This window comes from Paraburkholderia diazotrophica (genome assembly GCF_900108945.1).
GTDB classification, from domain to species: domain Bacteria; phylum Pseudomonadota; class Gammaproteobacteria; order Burkholderiales; family Burkholderiaceae; genus Paraburkholderia; species Paraburkholderia diazotrophica.
Genome location: NZ_FNYE01000036.1, coordinates 16,788 through 33,327, shown reverse-complemented (window position 1 = coordinate 33,327; position 16,540 = coordinate 16,788). Strand labels below are relative to the sequence as shown.

Here is a 16,540-nt window from a genome sequence, read left to right as displayed (position 1 = left end):
GTGACGGCCCCGGGCTGAAATCCCGTCAGTCAAATACCACCGGCAAAGCCGGTGGCTTGAAATTGTGAGCGCCTCAAAGGCGCCCATGAAACCGTGAGCCGCCGATGGCGGCTTACTCCATGACCAGCTTCATCTGGTCGTACCGCTCATCTTCTTCCTCCTGGTTGCGGATGTACGCTCGTACCATGTGCTCGTCCAACCCCACCGTGGAAACGAAGTAGCCTCGGGCCCAAAAGTGCTCGCCGGTAAAATTGCGTTGCCGACCGCCGTACTTCCGGGCTATCTGAATTGCGCTCTTGCCCTTGATGTACCCCACCACGTTCGATACCGCATATTTCGGCGGAATGCTCAGGCACATGTGAACGTGATCCCCCATCAGGTGTCCCTCGACGATTTTTCGACTCCTTGTGAGACGCCAGTTCATGAAATATCTCCCCGAGCTGCCGACGCAACACGCCGAATATCTGTTTCTTGCGCCGCTTCGGGATGAACACCACGTGATACTTGCAGTCCCATCTCGTGTGGCTCAGGCTCTGATACTCTTTCATCGTGAATCTCCTTCTCTTGGCAGAGACAGGAAATTCACGCCGACCGTCGTAAAGGTCAAACCTTGGTGAGTCCACCGGCAGAGCCGGTGGCTTACCTCACTGAGTTAAACTAGCTGCCTGATACCCGGACTGCATCGCGTATGCAAGAAATCCTGGTGACCCCGTTCTAACGCGGACGCGTTTTCCTTTTACCGTCATGGAAACCCTGGACCTTGAACCGCAGGTGCTCGCAAACCGTCGTGGCGTGGCCTTTGGACTCGTACATCAGAACGTCACGGTCGAATGCGTGATCACACTTGCAGCACTCGAAACGTATTTCTGGCTCGAACCCCGGGCCAGTGATGCCCGCATCCTGAAGATCTTCAGGGATGGGTACGGCCGCATCCGCGCGATCGCGGGGCGCAAACTGCTCGCTCATCCGGCTGTGCGTCTCGAATTGACGGCGGAGGATTTTGCAAGGCCTTGACCGCCGTGCGTGATGACCGCCGGCTTATTCGATGACGATGCACGATGTGACTGACAGGCGCGCATGGTGATCACCCACATGGCCGCCGACCTCGCACCCGATGTGCTGCATCCGGTCGGACGATGCAGAAAGTGTTGAAGCCACTATTCAAGGATGGATGGCACTCCCGCTACCCGGTTGCCGGCCGTCTGTGATATTCGCGACGGGGTGCGCGGCCCCGGCTGCGTTGTGCATGGACGCCAGAACCGGTCGCCGCCTCTTCCGCTCGTCACATTCAAAAAAAGCCCATCGTCCGGTTCTGGACGGTGGGCCTCAACACGCACCGGAAGCCGGGGAAAACCGCCAACTTCCGGAACGATAGCGGACACGCTGCCGTATCAATCGGGCGCATCGAAAAACAACAGGCGGGCGACTCGTCGATCAGGTTGCGACGTCAACCAGTCCCGCAAGACCCGCATCACATGGCCGCGAAGTTCCAATGGCGCTTGTGCGCGCTGGACGCAGCCTGCTCACGCCGCATTCAGGACGTCCTTGAACGCCTTGCCGGCCGAAAACTTCACGGTTTTCGCGGCGGGAATCGTGATGGCCTCGCCCGTCGACGGATTGCGCCCGCTACGTTCGGCGCGGGCGCCCGTCGAAAATGAACCGAAGCCGACCAGCTGGACGGTCTCGCCGCGCGTCACGGCCGCCGTTACGGTTTCGAGGATGGCATCAAGGGCTTCGCCCGTGCTGGCCTTGCTTTCGCCCGTGGTGGCGGCGACCGCATCGATGAGTTCCTGCCTGTTCATGTGTGAGCTCCCTCTGATAAAAGCGCCCGCCCAATGCGGGGCAGGACGCTCAACCCTAACGCATGTCTACGGCGCCCGGCAACCGCGCGGCGTTCGAAAAAGGCATCGCAGCATATGACGCTCGTGACCAGGCACCGCGCTTCCTGCTGGCTGACTTTTGGCGAAGCCGGGCCGGTTGTCGCGAACGCCGGACAGTTAGTTGCATACGAAACGATACGCCTTGTGTTGAACACAGGCGATGGCGACGATATGCTTCGCAGAACCGGAATCACGATCACTGACACACCATGCTGGCGGGAAACGACACACAATGCGACTGAAACGCATCACGGCACGACGCTCATCCGTACATGGCAAGGGCCTCTTTGCGCTGCAGCCGATCGCCGCCGGCGAGCGGCTCATCGAGTACAAGGGTGAAGTGACCAGCTGGCAGCGCGCCGCCGCCCGTCAGCGGTCCGAGGCCGGCCACACGTTTATGTTTGGCCTGTCCGACGGGCGCGTGATCGACGGCAGCCGCGGCGGAAACAGCGCCCGCTTCCTGAACCACGCATGTGCACCGAACTGCGAGGCGATCGAGACGGGCGATCGCGTGTTCATTCATGCGCTAACCGACATCGCGCCCGGCCATGAGCTGTTCATCGACTACGCACTGGTCATCGACGGCGAACTCAACGACGCAGTCAGAGAACAGTACGCGTGCCGGTGCGGCACTGCCGGGTGCCGGCAGTCGATGCCCGGGGCGGCAGGCAACTGAGACACCTGGCCAACGCGTTTTGCCCGCCCGCATACCATCCCGGCCTTGCTGACATTCTTTTCGGCCACGCGCGACTCACACTCTCACAAACCTTCGCCGCCGCGTTGATGTCAGTGCGGATGCCACGCCACAGCGAATGGCTGTTCTTTGTGACCCGCAGGCGTCGATCGAGCCGTCGTTGTGCCAAGGGCAAGTATCAGAGCGGAACCGTCATTCCGTGCCGTCACTCGAGGACAAGTAATCGGCCTTTGCCGACGTTAGGGCGGGCTAGGTCCTACGTCAGCAAATTGCTGTCAGTGCCGGGCATCGAACAGCCGACCGGCAGCTTCCCGTATTAGCGAGCTCCCACTCCCGCCCCCAGTCCGACCGACCATAGTGGGGTGGGCCGCTGAAACCGGCGACCCGAACAAAACTGCCAATTATTTGCCTGCGGCTACAGCTGCGTCCTCGACCCACTTACCGAGGTTATCCCTACCGTTGCCGTTGTTCCACAGGTAGTGGTTGTACCCGTTGACGCGCAGGCTGCAGCACTCAGTGGTGTTCCCGTCCAGACCTTTGATCTTGCTAACATCGATGGTCAGGATTCCATTTCCCCGAGCGATACTCTGGTCAATCTCGTACTTGACCCATCGACTCTTGTTCGTATTCGCGCCGACCAGCACCACCGTGACTGTCGTGCCCTCGAGCTGCTTGTCAATCCATGCTTTGATGGCATTGTCGCCCTTGCGCTCGACCTCTTCAAAGTCCGCCTTATCGATGAACCCCGACTTGATTGCACCCGTGATGACGTTACTATTGCGCACATTCATGGCACGCTGAACATCGTCATACTTGAAGCTAAAGAAGACTTTTCTTGCCATTTTTGTCCCTAGATGATGCGTAGAAGTTTCAACACAATCTCCGTGGCGGCGTCGAAATCCGTCTTGTCGTCGCCAAGAGCCTGCAGGAGCGGCAGTATTTGAGCGCCGTTCTGGTGCGTGGTTGGATCAAAAGCTGCCAGCACCTCTTCCCAAAACTTTCGGGTTATCGAGCCGGTAATACCGACAGGGATAACGAAGACACCTTTCTCGCGAGCAATGTCGAATTCCTCGCGCATTCCGTTCGACTCGACAACGATATCGCCTTGCAGCTTGTTCCCAAATAGGAAGATAGCGATGCCCGCATGGTCAATCATCGTATGGCGATACTCTCGCCACAGTTCTCGGAGCGGCCGAGTTCCAGACTGAGTCTGGGGAAACGGTCGCAGAACCAACTGCTCACTGCCGAGGCGCCCTCCGTTCATGATGGTCTGCTCAAGGACGCCCGTGATGACCGCACTGCCGACACCGAGACCAAACCCCGAGATGACCCGGAAGTCTGCCTTGCTGATTTCGCGACTCAGGTTGTACACAAACTTCTCCGCCTCGGCCTGGGTCCACGGCGAGTAATCGTGCGCAGCTCCCGAGACAAAAATCGTTCGCCGTTTGTGCTTGTCCTCAACAGCTTTCAGGATAGTCGTTATCTCACCATACTCGTCAACGTAGGTCGTCTTAATGCCAACGCGCAACAGCTCTCCTTCGAACAGCTTCTCTTTCCGCTGCCTATACTCGAAGTCGGCTTCGCTTTCGCCCGCATCTTGGCTTACGCGCCGCAGAATGCAATGGTGCTGCCGTTGGTCCTTTCCATACTGGATTCGGACACGGCTGAGGATGTATTCAAGATTCGGGTCGGTGAAACTGAACCCCAAGAACAAGAAGGTCTTAGACACCAAGTCGCCGCTCAGTGCAGTAATGAACGGCTGCATTGCAAGGTGGTAGCGCTCGTAGTCATCGCGAATCAGCACAGCTTCCGATGCGTGGTCGGCGTCACCGTGCATCTTGTAGACAATGGCGTCTCGATGGCGACGCGTCGTCGCCAGCTGCTTGACCGTGTACTTGACGTCAGGAATTTTTCCGTTCGACTCAAGAGACGATTCGATAAGCTTGTCGTAATTTGTTGTCCAGAACGTATAGATCGGTAGCCTAGCAAGAATGCGATGATTATCCGTCGGCGCGAGATCCGTAGAGAATTCCGTCACCAGAAGCTGGTTGAGCTTTGCTCGATTTGTGTGATTGACGTTTGTGTGGTACTGCGCCAATGTGACAAGATCCCATTCCTTTTCCACATCAAGATCGAGATCGTCTGCTATCGGCTTTAGCAAAGTTTTCCAATCGACGTATCCTGCCGCGCGGGAAAATCCTGCGCCAGCGAATATTGCGAGGTTTCCTTCTTCGAGCTCTTTAGAAAGGGCCTCTACTAGTTTTATTTGGTCTCTATGCACATGTTCCTCTATTAATTGCTTTCCTTGGGCCGAGGTCGATACTCCGCTTCCTGCGAAAATCAGACATGTTTGCACTTTCCGGCTCGAGGCAAGTGTAACATTTGCCGTTCGAAAAATTTTGCCCCCAATCCACTCTTTATATCAACTAGGGACGGGATAGTTGGGAAATGATGCAATTAGCATGTTTATGATGCTGTCGGTCGCGCAGCACGAAGCCATGTTCGCGGCACTAATAGGTTGGCGAGCCGAGCAGCAGAATAGTGACCACCATGTTGCATTGCCCAGCCACCTAGCCACGCGAACGCACTCCGTTCGATCTTTTAGCCCAACAGCTTCTTGAGGTTTTCCCAGTTCCATGCGTACAGCCGGCCGGCATTCGGCACCGCGGTGTAGTCACCGTCCTTATACCCGATGACCTGTACAATCTTGACGCCCGCTACACGCGCCATCGCCACCTCCTTGAGAACGCCTTGCGCCTTGTGCGTCTTGGGTCCAACCATAACAACGACGATGTCGGCACGGCTAATTGCCGCACGCGCCTTATTTTCCCAATCGTGCTCAGGCGCCGCCTCCTTTAGGGAGTGGTCGATGACCTCGAACGGAGAGTCCTGCAGCTTAGCCTGTCCAAGAATAAAGTCTTTTAGCACTCGGTCGTTGTCGAAGTCAAAGCTCACGAATACGCGCGTCTTTGTCTCGTTTTCCCTCTTGAGCAGCGTCCGGGCCAATTGAGCTGCGATTCCACCGAGCAACAAGCCACTCACCCCGGGAGCGATGCTGTTCCCAAGCAAGGCGCCCGCACCAACGGCGATCGCCCCGCTTGCCGATAAATCAGAATGATGGATCCTACAAAAATCGCTTTCTGCCAAAGGTTGATTGAGGCAGCGACGTCCAGATTTGGTCGTTGATTTACAGCGTCTCATTGTTCTTTTACGCCAGTTCTCGTTGCATGTGTGCTTCGTGCGCCGATCTTCAGGTGATGCAGATCGAGTTCAGTCAGCCTAAGAGTCCCTTCATCACTTGCAGATAGCAGCACTCGTAGCGCGTCTATTACGGCCGTCTTGACGCCGTAGTTCGGGCCGATGATGACGTTCAAGCCATCTTTCAATTGGAGCGTCACGTTGGCGAACCGTCGGAAACCTTGAACGCGCAGTTAGTGTAACTACATTTGTGAACAATGCTGTTGCCGGGAATGGCTACGAGGCATGGAGTCGGACGTGATCAGACCGCGGCAGACGAGAAACTGTACAAGAAGGCGTCATCGCGACAATCGGTCAGGCTTTATCTGAGAGCAATCGCCGGAGATTGCTTCGCAACTGCTCCTGGACGGCTTCGTGGGGCATCGCCCACACCTCTGAAAGGGTCGAGCAAATGCTCCAAGCATCCCATGGCTTCAGAGCAAGCCCTCGTTCAGAGGTGAAAGGCCCGTCGGTCTCGGGGAGAACACGGTCCAACGACATGTGACTCAAGAGGCCGCGGCCCTTCTCACTCGCTAGCATGACTGGTCCCACGCTGAACCAACAGCCAAGTCGCGACGCTGCCCGAAGTTCAGCTATCCCTCCAGAAAACCAGTGCAGCACCGGAACGCCTACATCACCAGCTGTCGCCAAGGCGTCGATGGTCCGCTGCGCCGCCCCGCGCGAGTGGATGCTGATAATTCGGCCCCCTTGTTGACCGCACTCCCCGAGTACCGCGCGGAAGATGCGTCCCTGGAGATCGAGGGACCTTCGGAATCTCGGCGACCCGTCCAGCCCCACCTCGCCAACGAATCGAGCCCCCTTGATACCAGCCACCAATGCGTCCAATTCGGTAGCCTTTGCTTCGGCAACCTCGGGATGAAGACCGAGTCCGACGTGGATGTTCGCCAGCTCGCTGAACACGCGCGACGTCGCGTAATACGCACGCGGACTCGTCGTCACAACGAGGGTGAAGTCGTTCCTGCGGTTTACCTCACGTGCCAATGCGAGGCCGTCAGGATACAGGTCAAGATGGGAATGGAAGTCGATCATAGGACCTTGTGCGCGAGCAGCAAGACCCCCAGTTCCTGCAGTCCGCGCTCGACAACTCCTTCGAAGGCAGTGCGACGAGATGTCTCCGCGAAGACAAACTGCCCTGCCGTGAAGACGCGAATTCCTTCGTCTTCCATCTTGGCCACGGCAATGGCCACCGCCGCAACGTCGTTTGCGCCCTTTTCGGGCTGTGCAGCCTTCAAATCGGGATAGACGTACACGGCAGTGGTATCCGGGATACGCGATCTCAGAAACGCCGACCGGCGAACCATGCACGGCAAGCAACGACCACAGTGCCGCAATGCGAACACAGCATAGCGACCACAGCTTGTTGACATTCCCGCCAATTCCTTCAGTCGATCTGGGTCGAGACACTCGTCCATCATCTCTCCCTTGGTCTTTGTCGCATAGGGGAGTTGCAAAGTCGCAGGAATCCCCAGTTGAGCCCAGAGAGCCTGTAGCCGCTGCATGAACACTGGGTGCGTAGTCTTGGTACTCAAGCTCCCGATCCGGCCGGCTGTCAACGGTACGTTGAGGCTGATAAGGCCGTTTTCCGGCACGACGATGTCGACGGAATTAGCGCCCGTCGCCCGTGCGTGGCTGTCGGCCGCAAGAGCTGCGAAAGCGAAGAAGACGATAGACCGACCACGCGTTGAGCCTTCTCCATCCCGTTTCGGCTTAAGCCAAATGTTCTGATTCCACTGCAGGTGGCGCTGGCCGCCACCGAGTGTTTTCGCATACAGGACTTGAGTTTCCGAGTCCCCCTTAGCGATGTGCGAGACGAAAATAGGGCGCTTGCCTTGAGCGGTTAGGTCTAGCAGGCTGCGGAAATACCTCGCACGGAAGTCATCGAGCGGAATAGCAGAAGCGTTGGTGTAAGAAGCTCACTCACCCCCTTGGAGATTATGCGCGGCGCCGACACGTTCACCGAGAGTTTGTTTTCCGTGCGCAAGCTGGACGATTTCGTTCCGACCTCGCATCCGCTGCGCTCCATTCGCGTCATGGCGAACGAGGCGCTCGCGAAGATGAATCAGGTCTTTGCCGGGATGTACGAGGCCGACATCAAGGGAGGCAGGCCGAGCATCGCGCCGGAGAAGCTGCTGCGCGCGATGCTGTTGCAGGTGCTGTACAGCATCCGCTCCGAACGTCAACTCATGGAGCAAACGCAATACAACCTGCTTTTTCGATGGTTTATCGGTCTGTCAATGGACGATACGGTCTGGGTGCCGACGGTGTTCACGAAGAACCGCGAGCGTTTGATCCGGCACGATGCGGTGGTCGAATTCTTCAACGAAGTGCTGTCCATCGCGCAGAAGCAGAACTGGTTGTCGGGCGAGCACTTCAGCGTTGATGGCACGCTGATCCAGGCGTGGGCGGGGCACAAGAGCTTTGTGCGCAAGGACGGTGACGACAGCGATAACGACGGTGGCGGCGAAGGCGACTTCAAGGGTAGCAAGCGGAGCAACGAGACGCACGCGTCGAAGACCGATCCCGATGCACGGCTTTACCGCAAAGGCAAGACGGCCAGCGAACTGCGTTACATGGGCCACACGCTGACGGACAACCGCCATGGGCTTGTCGTCAACGCACGCGTGAGTTGTGCTGACGGACATGCTGAACGTGAAGCAGCCAAGATCATGATCAACGATGCACGGCAAGCAGCGAACGATGCTGCTACGCAAATTACGCTGGGTGCGGACAAGGGTTACGACGCACAGGAATTCATCGAAGCTTGCCAGCAGATGAAGGTCGCGCCGCACGTGGCACAGAACACTTCTGGTCGTCGTTCGGCTGTGGCCGATGCTATCGCGCAGAGCGCGGGCTATGCGATATCGCAGCAAAAGCGCAAGCTGATCGAACAAGGCTTTGGATGGGCGAAGACCGTGGGGCGCATGCGGCAGGTGATGGTGCGTGGATTAAAGAAAGTCGACCAGATGTTTGTGTTGAACATGGCCGCTTACAACCTGGTGCGCATGCGCTCGCTGGGACAAGTCCGCCCGTAGTGGCAGTAATAGCGGTAATAAGGCGAAAAACAGGCCTGAAACCGTCGGAAAAGAAGTGGAATTTACGTTGGAATTTCGCAATGCAGAAATCGCGCGGTGGTAGCCGCGCAGAGCGATGGATGCTGCTTTTCGACGGGTGTATTTCCGCAGCCTGCTAGAGCCCCAATCAGGCTGTCGAGCCCGCCCGACAAGAGCGATACGCAGTCCGCGTCATGTACCACGGCTTGTCTGGTGATCGGTGGCGGATATCCGCCGTCGACGAAGCTCAACCGCCAGAAGTCGCCCGTCAAGAAACGCAGCGCCTGCTCGATCGCAGCAGTCAAATGCACGAAGGGCGCAGGCTCATAGAGTGCCACTTCAAGCTCGATGGACCTCGTCCAGCCGTCGGCCGATAGGTTGCGCTCTACCGCATGGTCCGCAGCGTTGACCGCCAAGGCCAGAGTCAAAAAGTCCCAACTTGCTGTACCCGGCACCAAGCCCGCTTTCTTGATCTCATCAATGAGCGATGTTCCAACGGTGCTCACATCAAGCAACCCGTCATGTGCGTACATCGAGAAGTATGTCGTGTCAGCGCGGCGGCCTTCAGGAATCGTGTCCTTGGGTGCGCAGAACACCTTCGTCATAGGTCAGCCTCAAACAGTTCGAAGGTCATCTTCAGTGCATCCTGCAGGATGCTGTCGAGTTGGGAGCGCGATGGATTGGCAACGCTACCTCGCAGCATGTCGACATGCGCTCCAATTTCGTTTTTAAGGAAACGGCGCATCTCTTTTTCCCGCAAGACGACTGTTCGCGGGTCAAGTTGGGAGCCTTCGAAGACAGGACCCAGGTCAAAGCAGAGCCGATTGCCCGTTTCGATGGCTAAGAAGCCCTTCAACAGTTCCCAAATGTCGTCGACTCCCATACTCAAAGGGTCAATGGTTGGGTCGTCTCTTATGAGCTCGGACACGGCTAAGTCCATAGCGTCGCGGAATGACTCTTCGTCTGCGCTACCGCCGGGAGGGGCCAGTTCCCGAACAATGGCGTCCACCACGTCCTCCGCCGACGGGTTGCTTGCTCGTAGATCATCGACCCATTTGCGGAGCTCCCCAGTCGTGCCTTGGCTGACAGCGTTCAGGAACGAGAACAGCGCTGCACCGGCGCTGGTTGAAGCGCGCATGCGGCCGGCAGTGGCGCTGGCACCGCCGCTACCTCGACGCGAGTAATGCGCTACAGCATTTCGCAGATGTCGCGTATCGCCCGTTCTGGCGAACTTCCCGAACTCGCGGCGCGCATCACCGTATCGATTTGGCGGAGCGTCCCCGTTGGGGGCTGAGGGAGGAGCAGGAGGGTCTCCGTCGTTCGGCACCACCGTGCTGCCGCTGCCAATCTCGCCAACAACGTCGTCTAGCCAAGGCGGGTCCAAGCTAACACCACTGCTCGGTCCCGTACTGGATGTAGAGGTTCCCATTACTTTGCGTCCTTCTTCTGCTTCTGCAGGTACTTGCGCGTCCTCTCGTCCGTCTCTGGGTCGTCTTCCCAATCTTGCAACAGAGCGGCTGCCCAAGGAAGCGACTTGAGAAGAGGCATGAGCGCCACACTGCGCTTGTTGCCCGGAACCTCGTAGAGCGCTGGTGCGAGTTGAAGCCCCATCGCCGGATGGGCCTCGGTGCAATGAAGGCACCGTACGATGTCTTCGAACTCCCACTGGTTTTCGCGACCTTTGCGGATCGCGCGGTTGAGTATTCGAGAAACATCTCCTTCGCCGAGGGCCGTGAGCTGTTTGACAAGCATTGCCGACCGCTCAGTCGCCTCCATGGCAGCTTCCAAGACTTTCTTGGCTTCAGCAGACAGTTCGTCGTAGGCTGCCAACCCCAAACTGCGGTCACGGCTGAGATGCAAGATTGGCTGTAAGTTCCTGCCTGCCAAACGCGGAGCGAGCTTGAGCCACTGCTCGTAGAATTGGCCGGTCCACGATGGGTGTGGTGGCTCGTACTTCTCGGCCTTTTGTGCAGCGTCCTCTAGCGCGGTCAGAAATTCGGCATTGCCTTCTGGATTTGCGGCTACCGCTTTGGTGAGGAATTCGAATGCGGCGGTCGATGCGCAACGTTCGAACAACTGAACCTTGACCAACTCTTCCAGAGCGAGCGGCATCTCCATCTCTTCGGCGATGGCCTGCCGAATCATAAGGTTGTTCAGGAATCGCTTAATGAGACGCGGATTGCCAGCAATCTCAGCTGAAGTCACCAGCAGCGGCGCTAGCTGGTCGGCGATATCCAGTTCTCTGGCTACGGCCGCTTTTTGCGGTGCGAACGCATCATCAAGAAGCTCGCGCGTTATACCCTTTGACCACGACTTCTTCAGCAGCTTGAGCACCGCTGCGTGCCCGGCCGAATGGACCTCTCTTGGAAGCTTTCCTTTGCGCGCGGCGAGGTCTGTCAGCAGGAGCGCGAGATATGCCTTGACCTCGTTGATGCCAAGACGCGGGACGCGCAACGGAATCTGGATGAGCTTGTCGAAATAACTGGTGACGAGACCCTCTTCGATTTCTACGCCCTTGAAATGCGCCCGGACCGCGCCACGAATCATGCTTTCGTCGGCGGCAATCAGAAAGGCGGTCCGTTGGACATGCAGCAATAAGCGCATTGCTTCCAATGTGCCGATGGCGGTGGTAGGGAGGCATCGATCGAGATCGTCTACAAAGACCACCAGACGGACATCGAGTTCTTTAAGGAGGGCGGCAAATGCCGTACGCAGCCCTTCAATTTCCTTGGGCAGGGACGCTTCCTTTTTCTCCCCAATCACTTCCTTGAGCCCCGGTGAGAGCTCTGCATACGCTTCTTGAACTGCCTTTAGGTTTTCCGTGCGCTTTTCTTCATCGGACAACCCTTGCACAAGGCCGCTCACTGCTCCGAACAACGCTCCGAGAGGGCCCGCTGAGACAGTACCGACGGCAACATGTGCAACTACTGGCGCGACGATTCGTGCAAACTTGAGCAGCTTGACACGCTTGGCGAAATCTATTGCTTTGTCGACGAACTTTTTGCGCCTCGTCGCCTCTTCGACAAGGCGGTCTGAGACCGCTTGGAGTAGCGCCTGACGAGCGTCTTCGTAGCCTTGATACAGCCACGCGTTGAACTCCATGAGGATGTAGGGAGAGTTCTCATTGTCTTTTCCTGCGCCTTGTTCCAACTGCGCTTGAACGAGCTTTACGAGAGTCGATTTCCCAGCGCCCCATCCGCCGGAGATACCGATGGTGACCGGCGTATCACCAGCGTCCTTGATCAAATTTGCAGCCGCATTTGCTAGCAAACCAAAATTGAGTAGGTCAACCTCTGCCTCGATGTCGTGCCACATCTTTTCTTCCCCTGTTCGTACTCTTGGCAGTCGATACGACTACCCTCATTTTTTGTCGGCATATGAGCTACAGCGGATAACGGCGCGTAGGTTTGGGCGCACCCTGCGCGCGCCACTGTAGCAGAATTTACGCCGACTTACATTCGTGTTGGATTAGGCGTCGCAGCGTTGGCGCCGCACTATCTTGCAGCCGTTTGATTGTTCGTTCTGGGCTGATAGTATTGATTGGATTGGGCGACCCAACTGACTCGTATAGCTGTTCCGAAGCGGTGGCTGTGCCTCTGCGACTCATCTAGGCATGTTTCGATGCGCATGAGTCGTTGAGTGAGGATGATGGGGAATGCGCTGAGGTGGCGGGCAATGATCGGCGCGATTGCGAACAGTAATGGTGCGGGCGCAGTTTCACAATAGAACTCCCATCTCTCTTGCGGGAGTGTGCCATGAAGACCGAACAGTCCCGCGAAGTGTGGAAAAAAGCAAGCCGGTCGGCCAGAAGCCGCCGCTCAGACCCAAAGACGTTTGTGCCATCCGTATTCACCTCCGGAACGCTCTCGCTGTCCGCGACCTTGCCTTGTTCAACCTCGCAATCGAACGCAAACTACGTGGCTGTGACCGCGTCAGGCTGCGAGTTCGCGATGTCACCCACGTCAATCAGGTCGCAGCGCGGGCGCAAGTCGTTGAGCGAAAGAACCTGCGTCCAGTGCAATTTGTGTTGACTGAGCCGACCCGGTCGGCAGTCCGCGCGTGGCTCGACAAGGCCGCGCTACGATCGGAGCAGTACCTCTGCCCGAGTCGACTGTCGGCCTCCCCGCATCTTTCGACCCTGCAGGACGCCCGGATGATAGGTCGATGGGTGGGCGCAGCAGGACTTGATCCGACAGTCTACGGCACACTTGAAAGCACGATCAGGTACCTTGGCATCGAAGTCGACGACGCGCTGGAGATCTCAGAACAGACTGAACTCTAGTGTGGTCGACGCTGGCCACACAATCGGATGTGCGCAAGCGCTCGTGCGACCGCCTTTGTCGCAACTCATTTCGGGCGAAGCGGGCAGGTTGTTGTCGATCGCCCGACCTTCGAAGCCGCAACGCGAATGACTGGAGCGCATCGGATTCCCAGACGTCCGTCGAGTATGGTTCGGCCATAACCGACGGCGGGCGTAGCTGCGTTTTATGTCACTAATACGCCGGTTGCCATCCACAACGAAATCGAGCAACGGGACGGCCACTTTCCGCACCCGCGAACTTACAGTTCGCCCTTCGCTGCAACAACTAAAGAAATCTGAAGCGCAGCCGTTAACGGATTGAATACGCCTCGGACTCTTCCGGCAACCACACGGATATAGGATATTGATGGACCCATACGAGAATATTGTTATCGGCAATTTTCTTTACAGTTTGGGCTTGACTGTTGGACAGTTAAGCGGAAAAGACGTGCGACCTATGTGCATAAATTTGCTTCAACAGTCGCCGATGGACCGCCCGCTGGGTGACGTGCTGGTTGAGAACGCTGGTATTACTCGCTTGATTGAGTTCAAACGTGAGCAAAACGAGTCAGTAAAAGAAGAAACGAAGCGATTGAAGTTGTCGCGCGCGCTGCAGGGCGACTCCCGAATGCAATCAGTTTCGCGCGAAATCCATTGGTATATCGAGACATCGGAGAGCGTCGCAAACCTGGTCTCGCGGGTGGTTCCGTATCTTGACTTCGCCGACGATGATGCGACGACTACGACGTTGGAGCGGTTCACGGAATCGTCCGGTCGAGACGCAGTGATGAGGGCCATCGATGACGAAACGCATGCCGCCTACAAGCAGTACCTGAAGCTGGTTGCATACTCGCATGGCGAACTCCAGGGCGCCTCTGGTGGGCTGGTTGTCAGCTACAGCAAGGACGAAGGAATTCGCTATGTCTTGTTGTCAGATGTACGCGACCTTCTTTTCGACCACCGGCTGGTCCGAGAAGCATACTTCGAACGAGTCAGGCGATATGCGAAGGAGCTAAACCATAACCGAGCATTGAAGCATAGAGGATTGTCGAAAACTTTGGAACTTGGACGAGATGGACCATCACTCAGCCTCTGACGATGTCGCATATGCCCATGACGTACTTTCGACATTGCTGGAGGCCGCGCTTCGTGACCAAAAGCTGACGCGAGACGCGATTAAGACGATGAACCGCGTGTCGAATGGCCTCGCTGAGCAAGGGAGGCAACTGCCTGCCAGTGTTTCTGCGGCAGTGAATAAAGACCTTAGAGAAGCAGTGGACGTTGCGGCTGAGATCCTTACGAAACGTATTATGGACGCGAATGTTCAGGCTGACGAGGCAGCGCGGGCATTTCGGCGTGCTGCGAGGCAGGCGGGCTTGTTTATCTTCGTTCCCGCGCTGGTCGTTACCGCGATGACTATGGCGCTTTGGTACGAACTCACTGCGCATTCGATAAGTCGCCTCGAAAACCAAAGAGCCGACCTTCAACGCACAGTCGATATTTTAAGCAGTCACGGTGGCCGTCTTTCCATTAGTAACTGCAAACTTCCGAGCGGACAGACGGTGACGTGCATTCGCGTTGGAAATCAAGAGTACGGAAACGGCTATCATATTCCGTTTTGGGAGAAGTAAGCCAGCCGCTATCAAGACGGTAGATCGGGATTCATGCAACGCTGCGACATCGCATGCGGGCTTGGATTTTTTCTGGCTTATCGAGATCGGGTCGGTCGATGACAGCTTTCGGTATCATGGCGCAGCACCGCTACAGCAAAGGGCGAGAAGTCCTCGATGACGATCGCGGTAGGCAGATGGGCGAGTTCGTATGCCTCCATCAAAGCAAATTATTAGAGGGGATCGTGTGAAGAGAATTCTAACAAAATCTGCTTATTATGCCATTTTCCTATTGGTGTCATCTCTGCTGCCACTGGAAGCGGTCTACGGACAATCCGTCCCGCATTTCCAAAACGAGCAGGAAGCCAGGCAGCATTGCCCGAAAGATACTGTCGTATGGGTCAATACCAAAACAGGCGTGTATCACTTTAAAGGGCAGCGTTGGTATGGCAATACCAAGGAAGGAGCTTATGAATGCCGTAACGATGTTAACGTCGAAGGCGACCGCGCAACTCGAAACGGGCAATAGCTAAAATTTGTGTGTCGTGAAGATGCGGCTCCCACGTTCGAGCTAGTCGCCGGCTCCGACGTCGGCAATGCTGACTATAGCTGCCGTTGGCAGATGGTCATGCTAGCGACCGCTAAGGCCGACTTGTGTGAATTGGTTTTCTGGCAGGTTCCAAGGTGAAGCAATCATTTGCACGGCGGCTTTTCCTGAAAGACCGAACTGCAGCGGCTAGCCGGTCTCTGCACTTCATAAGGCGCATAGCGGCGGCATGAGAAACAAGGTCCGTCTCGCGCCTGGCAGATGCAACCTGATTCGGCCTATCCGCGAGCCTCCGCACACGTAGCCGCGTGAAAGGCCGTTCGCCCATAACGCATGTGCCCATGTCGCATCACGACCAATCACGCGGGCCCCCGGCACCCCGGTTTCGAGCGCTTTTGCCATACATATCGAACGGGAAGTACTTCGATTCGATCTTGTTGTACGTTCCATCGCGCAGCATTTCAGCAATCGCGACGTTCAACGCATCGCGCAAATCGCTGTCGGACTTGCGCACGCCGGCGGCATCACCGTCGCCCATGATCGTCGGATCGTAAACAACATTGCCCGCGAACGCGAAGCGTTTGCCGGCTGGCGTATCGAGAAAACCGAGTTTGCCTTGCACCGCGTCCATCAGCACGGCATCGACGCGCCCCGTGCCGAGGTCTGCGTAGGCCTGGTCGTAGTTCTGATACGGCACCACCTCGACACCGGCGCCCGCCCACTTCTCGCGCGCATAGGTTTCCTGCACCGTGCCCTGCTGAACGGCGACACGCCTGTGCGCGAGCTTCGCGGCATCGGGCAGCAGACCCGAGCCTTCGCGCGCGATCAGGCGCGTCTGGTTACGATAGAGACGATCGGTGAAGTCGATCTGCTCGCGGCGCTTCGCCGTCGCCGCCATCGACGACAGGATCACATCGAACTTGCGCGCCTGCAGGCCCGGAATCAGGCCATCGAAGCTGCTTTGCACCCACACGCATTTCGCCTTCAGCTTCGCGCACAGCGCGTTGCCGAGATCGACGTCGAAGCCGACCACCGCCCCGCTCGTCGACAGCGATTCGAACGGCGGATAGGTCGGATCGATGCCCACGCGTATCGTCTGCCACTCTTTCGCCGACGCCGCACACGCGAGCGCCATCGATACCGCTGCCACCATCACTTTCAAGCTACGTTTCATCAAAGCACTCCTCGCTAAAGGTCAAGG

Annotated in this window: 18 protein-coding genes and 1 pseudogene; 7 read left to right on the top strand and 12 right to left on the bottom strand. The window is 57.1% G+C overall.

The window, feature by feature from the left end; translation table 11 throughout:
- Positions 1 to 112: 112 nt before the first annotated feature.
- Positions 113 to 548 (bottom strand): annotated as a pseudogene (gene tnpA, locus BMW76_RS31405) (IS200/IS605 family transposase).
- Positions 549 to 744: 196 nt separating this feature from the next.
- On the opposite strand from tnpA, the gene BMW76_RS31400 reads away from it, so the two are divergent.
- On the top strand, positions 745 to 1,014 hold the full coding sequence (locus BMW76_RS31400; RefSeq protein WP_090872330.1) for a DUF1488 family protein: 270 nt from the start codon (positions 745 to 747) through the stop codon (positions 1,012 to 1,014).
- 509 nt (positions 1,015 to 1,523) lie between these two features.
- Here the strand turns inward: BMW76_RS31400 and BMW76_RS31395 are convergent.
- Complete coding sequence (locus tag BMW76_RS31395) at positions 1,524 to 1,802, bottom strand: HU family DNA-binding protein (protein ID WP_090872328.1); 279 nt, start codon at positions 1,800 to 1,802, stop codon at positions 1,524 to 1,526.
- Positions 1,803 to 2,112: 310 nt separating this feature from the next.
- Here BMW76_RS31395 and BMW76_RS31390 point away from each other — a divergent pair, with 310 nt between their 5' ends.
- Entirely contained in the window at positions 2,113 to 2,556 is a 444-nt protein-coding gene (locus BMW76_RS31390; protein ID WP_090872326.1) for an SET domain-containing protein, read from the top strand.
- 419 nt (positions 2,557 to 2,975) lie between these two features.
- On the opposite strand, the gene BMW76_RS31385 is transcribed toward BMW76_RS31390, so the two are convergent.
- From BMW76_RS31385 to BMW76_RS31360, 6 genes are all read right to left on the bottom strand, one after another.
- A complete protein-coding gene (locus BMW76_RS31385; RefSeq protein ID WP_028371521.1) occupies positions 2,976 to 3,416 on the bottom strand; it encodes a TIR domain-containing protein in 441 nt (146 codons plus the stop codon).
- 8 nt (positions 3,417 to 3,424) lie between these two features.
- The gene (locus BMW76_RS31380) at positions 3,425 to 4,930 is read right to left on the bottom strand and encodes an SIR2 family protein (RefSeq protein ID WP_245763452.1); all 1,506 of its coding nucleotides are present in this window, start codon (positions 4,928 to 4,930) and stop codon (positions 3,425 to 3,427) included.
- 245 nt (positions 4,931 to 5,175) lie between these two features.
- Positions 5,176 to 5,721 (bottom strand): TIR domain-containing protein, encoded by a 546-nt coding sequence (locus BMW76_RS31375; protein WP_177200551.1) that lies wholly within the window; start codon positions 5,719 to 5,721, stop codon positions 5,176 to 5,178.
- Between the two features lie 50 nt (positions 5,722 to 5,771).
- Entirely contained in the window at positions 5,772 to 6,005 is a 234-nt protein-coding gene (locus tag BMW76_RS31370; protein WP_090872321.1) for an AAA family ATPase, read from the bottom strand.
- Positions 6,006 to 6,126: 121 nt separating this feature from the next.
- A complete protein-coding gene (qatD, locus tag BMW76_RS31365; protein ID WP_090872319.1) occupies positions 6,127 to 6,861 on the bottom strand; it encodes a Qat anti-phage system TatD family nuclease QatD in 735 nt (244 codons plus the stop codon).
- The gene (locus BMW76_RS31360; RefSeq protein ID WP_143062364.1) at positions 6,858 to 7,361 is read right to left on the bottom strand and encodes a hypothetical protein; all 504 of its coding nucleotides are present in this window, start codon (positions 7,359 to 7,361) and stop codon (positions 6,858 to 6,860) included. The genes qatD and BMW76_RS31360 overlap by 4 nt, the downstream gene beginning before the upstream one ends.
- A gap of 405 nt (positions 7,362 to 7,766) precedes the next feature.
- Here BMW76_RS31360 and BMW76_RS31355 point away from each other — a divergent pair, with 405 nt between their 5' ends.
- Positions 7,767 to 8,864 (top strand): IS5 family transposase, encoded by a 1,098-nt coding sequence (locus BMW76_RS31355; RefSeq protein WP_090872316.1) that lies wholly within the window; start codon positions 7,767 to 7,769, stop codon positions 8,862 to 8,864.
- A 62-nt stretch (positions 8,865 to 8,926) separates the two neighbouring features.
- Here the strand turns inward: BMW76_RS31355 and BMW76_RS31350 are convergent, their stop codons facing one another.
- From BMW76_RS31350 to BMW76_RS31340, 3 genes are read right to left on the bottom strand one after another with little or no spacing between them, the layout of a single operon-like run.
- Positions 8,927 to 9,487, bottom strand: a complete 561-nt coding sequence (locus tag BMW76_RS31350) for a hypothetical protein (protein ID WP_090872314.1) — start codon at positions 9,485 to 9,487, stop codon at positions 8,927 to 8,929.
- On the bottom strand, positions 9,484 to 10,311 hold the full coding sequence (gene qatB / locus BMW76_RS42640) for a Qat anti-phage system associated protein QatB (RefSeq protein WP_090872312.1): 828 nt from the start codon (positions 10,309 to 10,311) through the stop codon (positions 9,484 to 9,486). Before qatB ends, BMW76_RS31350 begins: the two co-directional genes overlap by 4 nt.
- Positions 10,311 to 12,197, bottom strand: coding sequence for a KAP family P-loop NTPase fold protein (locus tag BMW76_RS31340; protein ID WP_090872310.1), 1,887 nt, complete (start codon positions 12,195 to 12,197; stop codon positions 10,311 to 10,313). The genes qatB and BMW76_RS31340 overlap by 1 nt, the downstream gene beginning before the upstream one ends.
- 466 nt (positions 12,198 to 12,663) lie before the next feature.
- On the opposite strand from BMW76_RS31340, the gene BMW76_RS31335 reads away from it, so the two are divergent.
- From BMW76_RS31335 to BMW76_RS31320, 4 genes are all read left to right on the top strand, one after another.
- Positions 12,664 to 13,164 carry a site-specific integrase gene (locus tag BMW76_RS31335; RefSeq protein ID WP_245763449.1) on the top strand — a complete coding sequence of 167 codons (501 nt, stop codon included), beginning with the start codon at positions 12,664 to 12,666 and terminating at the stop codon, positions 13,162 to 13,164.
- A gap of 385 nt (positions 13,165 to 13,549) precedes the next feature.
- Positions 13,550 to 14,278 (top strand): hypothetical protein, encoded by a 729-nt coding sequence (locus BMW76_RS31330; RefSeq protein ID WP_090872308.1) that lies wholly within the window; start codon positions 13,550 to 13,552, stop codon positions 14,276 to 14,278.
- Complete coding sequence (locus BMW76_RS31325; protein WP_090872306.1) at positions 14,256 to 14,813, top strand: hypothetical protein; 558 nt, start codon at positions 14,256 to 14,258, stop codon at positions 14,811 to 14,813. The genes BMW76_RS31330 and BMW76_RS31325 overlap by 23 nt, the downstream gene beginning before the upstream one ends.
- A 190-nt stretch (positions 14,814 to 15,003) precedes the next feature.
- Positions 15,004 to 15,321 carry a hypothetical protein gene (locus BMW76_RS31320; protein ID WP_143062363.1) on the top strand — a complete coding sequence of 106 codons (318 nt, stop codon included), beginning with the start codon at positions 15,004 to 15,006 and terminating at the stop codon, positions 15,319 to 15,321.
- A gap of 367 nt (positions 15,322 to 15,688) precedes the next feature.
- On the opposite strand, the gene BMW76_RS31315 is transcribed toward BMW76_RS31320, so the two are convergent.
- Positions 15,689 to 16,513, bottom strand: coding sequence for an ABC transporter substrate-binding protein (locus BMW76_RS31315; protein WP_090872302.1), 825 nt, complete (start codon positions 16,511 to 16,513; stop codon positions 15,689 to 15,691).
- Positions 16,514 to 16,540 lie beyond the last annotated feature (27 nt).

Excerpts from the sequence above, each read along its gene's own strand:
- BMW76_RS31320 (WP_143062363.1), top strand. The coding sequence starts at position 15,004 with ATGCCTCCATCAAAGCAAATTATTAGAGGGGATCGTGTGAAGAGAATT.
- qatD (WP_090872319.1), bottom strand. The coding sequence starts at position 6,861 with ATGATCGACTTCCATTCCCATCTTGACCTGTATCCTGACGGCCTCGCA.
- BMW76_RS31400 (WP_090872330.1), top strand. The coding sequence starts at position 745 with ATGGAAACCCTGGACCTTGAACCGCAGGTGCTCGCAAACCGTCGTGGC.
- BMW76_RS31315 (WP_090872302.1), bottom strand. The coding sequence starts at position 16,513 with ATGAAACGTAGCTTGAAAGTGATGGTGGCAGCGGTATCGATGGCGCTC.
- BMW76_RS31355 (WP_090872316.1), top strand. The coding sequence starts at position 7,767 with ATGCGCGGCGCCGACACGTTCACCGAGAGTTTGTTTTCCGTGCGCAAG.
- BMW76_RS31390 (WP_090872326.1), top strand. The coding sequence starts at position 2,113 with ATGCGACTGAAACGCATCACGGCACGACGCTCATCCGTACATGGCAAG.
- BMW76_RS31395 (WP_090872328.1), bottom strand. The coding sequence starts at position 1,802 with ATGAACAGGCAGGAACTCATCGATGCGGTCGCCGCCACCACGGGCGAA.
- BMW76_RS31340 (WP_090872310.1), bottom strand. The coding sequence starts at position 12,197 with ATGTGGCACGACATCGAGGCAGAGGTTGACCTACTCAATTTTGGTTTG.
- qatB (WP_090872312.1), bottom strand. The coding sequence starts at position 10,311 with ATGGGAACCTCTACATCCAGTACGGGACCGAGCAGTGGTGTTAGCTTG.
- BMW76_RS31350 (WP_090872314.1), bottom strand. The coding sequence starts at position 9,487 with ATGACGAAGGTGTTCTGCGCACCCAAGGACACGATTCCTGAAGGCCGC.
- BMW76_RS31385 (WP_028371521.1), bottom strand. The coding sequence starts at position 3,416 with ATGGCAAGAAAAGTCTTCTTTAGCTTCAAGTATGACGATGTTCAGCGT.
- BMW76_RS31330 (WP_090872308.1), top strand. The coding sequence starts at position 13,550 with ATGGACCCATACGAGAATATTGTTATCGGCAATTTTCTTTACAGTTTG.
- BMW76_RS31325 (WP_090872306.1), top strand. The coding sequence starts at position 14,256 with ATGGACCATCACTCAGCCTCTGACGATGTCGCATATGCCCATGACGTA.